2 protein-coding genes are annotated in these 1,347 nt (G+C 69.6%); both read left to right on the top strand.

Features of this window, described 5'->3' with window-relative positions; genetic code table 11:
• The first annotated feature begins 130 nt into the window (after positions 1-130).
• Complete coding sequence (locus MFF42_RS25740) at positions 131-448, top strand: FmdB family zinc ribbon protein (RefSeq protein WP_238258801.1); 318 nt, start codon at positions 131-133, stop codon at positions 446-448.
• A 164-nt stretch (positions 449-612) separates the two neighbouring features.
• On the top strand, positions 613-1,347 hold a 735-nt coding region (locus MFF42_RS25735), incomplete at its 3' end, for a carbohydrate porin (protein WP_373875229.1).

Below are 1,347 nucleotides of genomic sequence, written 5' to 3'. Positions count from 1 at the left end.
CCGCGGCCGGGCCGACGAAGTTCCTGGACGGCTCCGTCCAGATGCCGCTCTCGCCGGACCTCTGACGTTCCTTGGTTTGCCGCGCTCTCCGGGCGGCAAACCGCACACACTTTGCCTGAGAGCGCTTGAGATGCCGGTCTACGACTACGCCTGCGAAGCGTGCGGTCCCTTCACCGTTCTGCGCCCGATGGCGCAGTTCAAGGATCCGCACGACTGCCCGGATTGCGGCGAGGCGTGCCAGCGCGCCTTCCTCACCGCTCCGCGGATCTCCGGCATGGACGCGGGGCTGAAGGCGGCCCACGCCACCAACGAGCGCAGCCGCCACGAGCCGCGGCGCTCGGGCGCTCACGGGGCCGGCTGCGGCTGCTGCTCGCCCAGGAAGACGAGTGCCGCACCCGCGGCGGCGAAAAGCTTCCCGAACGCGCGGCCCTGGATGATCAGCCACTGAGCCGAGATCCCTTGCGGCGGACGCGCCCGGCGCGCCCGCCGACACGCTTCCGGGGGGAAGCAGACGACCGAACATCGCTCCGCGAGGGAGCCGCCGGCCGCGACACGACAAGCGGGATGAACCCTGTGGGGCAGCCGGTGCAGCGTATGGGTTGGGGACTGACGATGACCGAACGGATGAGACGGACGAGGACAGGACCGGTGCGGCGCCGCGGCGTCGGGATCGGAACGGCCGGCGCGCTGCTGGCGGCGAGCCTTGCCGGGGGGAGCCTTGCCGGGGCGGGCGCGGCGCTGGCGCAGCAGCCCTCGCCGGTGGGCCAGTTCAACGATCAGACCCAGCCGCGCACCGATCCCGCCATCGCCGCCAAGCCCGCCGACCCCGTCCGCACCGGGCCGCTCGCCCCCTGGGCCACCGACATGGCCGCCCGCGGGCTCACCTTCGACATCAACATCTACGACTTCTACCAGGCCAACCCCTCGGCCGGCCTGCGCACCGGAGAGCAGTCCAACTCCGCCTACTTCGTCCTCTCCATGACCGCCGACATGCAGAGGCTCGCCAACATCTCAGGCGGCACCATCAAGTTCACCCAGACCTTCTTCGGTCTCGTGCGCAACCTCAACATGGCCGCCGACATCGGCGATACCACGGTCGGCTACCAGCCGCCCTACAATCCCAACAACAACCGCCTCTCGCTGCTCACCTACGAGCAGAAGCTCCTCGACGACCGCCTCGTCATCGAGTTCGGCCGCACCCATCCCGACCGCTACTACGGCCTGCCGCCGTGCAACTCGATCAACTCCTGCTTCCAGGACCTGTTCTACATCAACGCCGGCTTCACCTCGCCGCTCTACGCCGTCTGGGGGGCCAACGCCGCCTACCAACTCTCGCCCACCACCTAC

This window comes from Methylorubrum podarium (assembly GCF_022179745.1).
Taxonomy (GTDB): domain Bacteria; phylum Pseudomonadota; class Alphaproteobacteria; order Rhizobiales; family Beijerinckiaceae; genus Methylobacterium; species Methylobacterium podarium.
This window is presented reverse-complemented; position numbering and strand designations above follow the sequence as displayed.

What these genes read in the sequence shown, in the direction of transcription:
- MFF42_RS25740 (WP_238258801.1), top strand. Translation starts at nt 131, where the DNA reads ATGCCGGTCTACGACTACGCCTGCGAAGCGTGCGGTCCCTTCACCGTT.